Annotated in this window: 3 protein-coding genes and 1 pseudogene; 1 reads left to right on the forward strand and 3 read right to left on the reverse strand. The window is 54.6% G+C overall.

The features are described from left to right. Nucleotides 1-152: 152 nt before the first annotated feature. On the reverse strand, nucleotides 153-1202 hold the full coding sequence (locus tag QP922_RS12585) for a FecCD family ABC transporter permease (RefSeq protein WP_284809870.1): 1050 nt from the start codon (nucleotides 1200-1202) through the stop codon (nucleotides 153-155). Between the two features lie 6 nt (nucleotides 1203-1208). Next, nucleotides 1209-2174, reverse strand: coding sequence for an ABC transporter substrate-binding protein (locus QP922_RS12590; RefSeq protein WP_071407090.1), 966 nt, complete (start codon nucleotides 2172-2174; stop codon nucleotides 1209-1211). A gap of 211 nt (nucleotides 2175-2385) precedes the next feature. Between QP922_RS12590 and QP922_RS12595 the strand changes: the two genes are divergently transcribed. Continuing rightward, nucleotides 2386-2607, forward strand: coding sequence for a cupin domain-containing protein (locus tag QP922_RS12595; protein ID WP_284809873.1), 222 nt, complete (start codon nucleotides 2386-2388; stop codon nucleotides 2605-2607). An 82-nt stretch (nucleotides 2608-2689) separates the two neighbouring features. Here QP922_RS12595 and QP922_RS12600 read toward each other — a convergent pair. Next, a pseudogene (locus QP922_RS12600) lies at nucleotides 2690-3484 on the reverse strand (class I SAM-dependent methyltransferase). Nucleotides 3485-3655: the final 171 nt, after the last annotated feature.

A 3655-nucleotide genomic window follows, 5' to 3' on the forward strand; every position in this document is an offset into this window, starting at 1 on the left:
CGAAACCGAGTACTATCTCACCCAGCCCATCAACACAGGGCCGTAAAAGAAGCGGAACTAAACCCAGGACGCTTCAGACCTGAAGCGGAAAATCTTTCGCCCGAATTCAAGCTCTTGCTTCGTATCCGGATTCGTTGTGTGAACCATCGCGCTTAAACCTCCGGAATGCGGTACTTACGCACCATGTAAATCAACAGCGGTGCGCCAACGAATGCAGTTACTACTCCCACGGGCACTTCCCCAGCAGTAATCACGCGACCTATAACATCACTCACGCCCAAAACCGCTGGGGCCAAGACGATTGAATAGGCCATAATCCACCCTTGATGTGGGCCCACGATCATGCGGGATAGATGTGGTGCCAACAGCCCAATAAATCCGATGGGCCCCGCCGCCGCAGTAGCGCCACCGGCTAGCAGTGCAATTGCTACCAATACCACCAGCCTGGTTCTTTGCGGGTGCGCGCCCATAGCAACCGATGCCGCTTCACCCAGTGAAAGCACATCCAATGCGCGAGTGCTGGCCAGCGCAATAAGCAAGCCTACCAAGATAAATGGGGTGATGGACAAGGTGGCATCGAGAGGCTGCGATGCTGTGGTGCCCGCTGACCAGCCACGCATGCGTTCCAAAACTTCTGAATTGGTCAGCAACACCGCGGATGTAAAACCGCCCAGCACCGCCCCCAATGCCACACCGGACAAGGTCATGCGCACCGGACTGCCACGCAATGGACCACTGTTGCCAATGGCGAAGACCACCGCCGAGGTCACAATCGCACCAGCAAAAGACCACCACATGTACTGGGAGATATCTGTAACCCCAAAAAATGCCAAGCCAACAACCACCATGAGAGAAGCACCCGCATTAACGCCCAAAATCCCCGGGTCCGTCATTGGGTTTCTGGTCACAGCCTGCATCAAACCACCCGCGACCCCCAACGCACTACCGGCAACCAACACCAGGAAAGTACGTGGAACGCGAGACTGCCAGACCACCTGCGATACCGGATCCGCCGGATCCGGGTTAATCAGATAATGAAAAATATCCGACGGTGGAATGCTGCGTGAGCCCACCATCATGCTCAACACCAGCGCACCGGCGCATAAGACCGCAATGATAATGAAACCAATGAGCCGGTTGGCCTGAGCAACTGGCCTTTCCACAGCCTTCGGGGCTGTGGAGGTGGTGGAAATTGCTGGCATAAAAGACTAGCTCACCTTGTCGTAGGTCTCTACCTTGTCTGCAAGATCCTGCAGCCAATCGGCATAGTTACGGCTGGTCAACGCACCCTTGGAAGACCACGTGGATACCTGGTCTGCCTGGACAGCTGGGAGGTTGTCCCACAGCTCCGCAGTAAATGGCGCCTCTGGGTCATAGTTTTCTACCAAGATGACATCAGCAGGGTAGGTCGAAGCATCTTCCCACGCCACTCGACCCCACGGGTTTCCTTCCGCTGGTGCGTCTGGGCCTGCGATGTTTGCGCCAAGTTCTTCCAGCATGTCCGCCTGCGCGAAGCCCACGCCGGTATAGAGCATTTCCTTGGTTGGGCTGGTCAGCAGGAAGTTGTAATCCTTGCCGTCTACTGCTGCGGTGAACGCTTCCTTGGCCGCTGCGAAGTCTCCATCTGCCGCCACGATGTTGTCAGCTTCTACGTCTGCGCCGAAGAACTCTGCAATCTCGCGGGTATCCGCAATCCTTTGATCAATAGAGCCTTCCGATGGCAGCGGCACGAAAGGCGCAACGCGCTGCAACTGAGCGTTGACGTCTTCATCGAACCAAGACCAACCCTTCGCGTTACCGTTGCCGATGATGGCATCCGGGCGCAGTTCAGCCAGCTTTTCCAGATCGATCTCAGCATCTTGGCCGATGGTCTCAATACCTTCGATGTCAGCATCACCCATCAACGCTGGGTTGTCACACTCAAAACCAAACAACGCATCCGGCTCGATGCCGTACTCGTGCAGAGAGCTATAGGCGTAGCAGTCCATAACGATGGTTTCTGGCTGGTTTTCGAAGTCGATGTTTAGCCCCTCAATACTGGGGTGGGACAGAGTCAGCTGCTCACCGTCGCCAGCCGCTGCATCTTCCCCCGAGGCTTCTTCCCCCGAGGTGGAGCACGCCGCAAGAACGAGGGCTGCAGCAGCACTTAAAGCCATCAATGCCGTCTTTTTCACTTGTTATTTCCTTTGCTGGGAATAGGAATCAATTAACCATGGCAAATATACACCACTTGAGTAGGGTTGCCTAACTTTAAATAGGTAGGACTATTTATTTTAAGGATTGGTATACCAAAGGTATAGACTCGACACTAGACGGTCAACCATTTACACCTGGCAGCGCTTAGCGCAGTTCAATCCCCTTTAACATTTGGAAGAGATTTCGAAAATGGCTGGGACAGAAAGCGGGCGTGCAACCCACGTGTTCCGCGCAGTGCCTGGTGGTTCCCTTTCACAGGTCTTGCTTGTCCTGAAAGACGGCAAGGAATTGTCTAAGCACGAGAACCCTGGCGAGGCACTCTTGCACGTATTGAGCGGAAAAGTTCGGCTTACCGCAGACGACGATTCACTAGAGTTGAGCGCCGATGAGCATGCTGTGGTGCCTCAGTAGCGTCATGGACTGCTCTCCTTGGAAGACTCAGCAATCCTGCTGACCGTAGTGCGCAACCGCGCCTAGATAGCGTTCCAGCTTCCTAACGCTCTGGCTTCGTTGCCACGATTGCCACGGCGTTGAGACACTCTCGTGCGTGTTGAAGGTTTTTCGCATCTGCAGCACCCGCTTGCGGGCATCGGAGTTATTCCGAAGGGTCTTCACAAAGCACAGCGTACCTAAGAATCCTTCATCTGAAAGAATTCGACGCGGCTGCAGCAAAGCCATCGGCGCGGTCTCAACCTTGGCGGCTTTAAAAAGCCATTAGCCTCAAACACTGCCGTCCATTCGCCCAAGGTCAGCGGACGCGCGTTCACCCTAATTGCGCGCGCAAGGCTTTGGCGGATTTCATCCTTCACCCCATCTGCTAGTTCTTCAGGAACTAGCCCCAGTTCGTGAATGGCGTACCGCCCACCCGGACGTAGGATGCGCGCAGCCTCTGCAACGATTGCATTCTTAGCCTTCTCATCCTGCATGGTGAGCATCGCTTCCCCAATCACAAGGTCAGCCGACTCATCGGCCAGTCCAGTTTCAGCGGCGTCAGCCTCAATTAGCTTTGCACGCAGGCCAAAGACGCGGCGCACTGCAGCCACAGCATCCGGATCACTATCCGCACCTGTATAACTCGAAGGCGTGAGCTCAAGAATCCTACCCGGCGTGCGCCCAAGATTAGGCGCTGGTTCAACTACATCAACGTTCGGAATTCCGGATAGTTCGAGCAATTCATCTGTTAGTCTGCGCCGCCAAGGCAAAGGACTCACTTTCCCAATTTGGCCAAAAGCCAGTGGCCTTGCATGGATTCATCCGCACGTGATGTGCCGATCATTTGTTCACTCATGAGGACCTGATTGCCCTCCCCAATGAATCAGTCCGGTTTTACCAGTTCGTCGACCACGTCCCCGGCACTCAACCTTGGATTTCACCGGGCTTTAAACACAGTCATAACCAGACGTCAACAAAGAATTCCCCAGACAAAAATAAAACCCTCTGACCAGTGGAAAGAGGGTAT

This window comes from Corynebacterium sp. MSK218 (assembly GCF_030232655.1).
In the GTDB taxonomy this organism is placed as follows: Bacteria; Actinomycetota; Actinomycetes; order Mycobacteriales; family Mycobacteriaceae; genus Corynebacterium.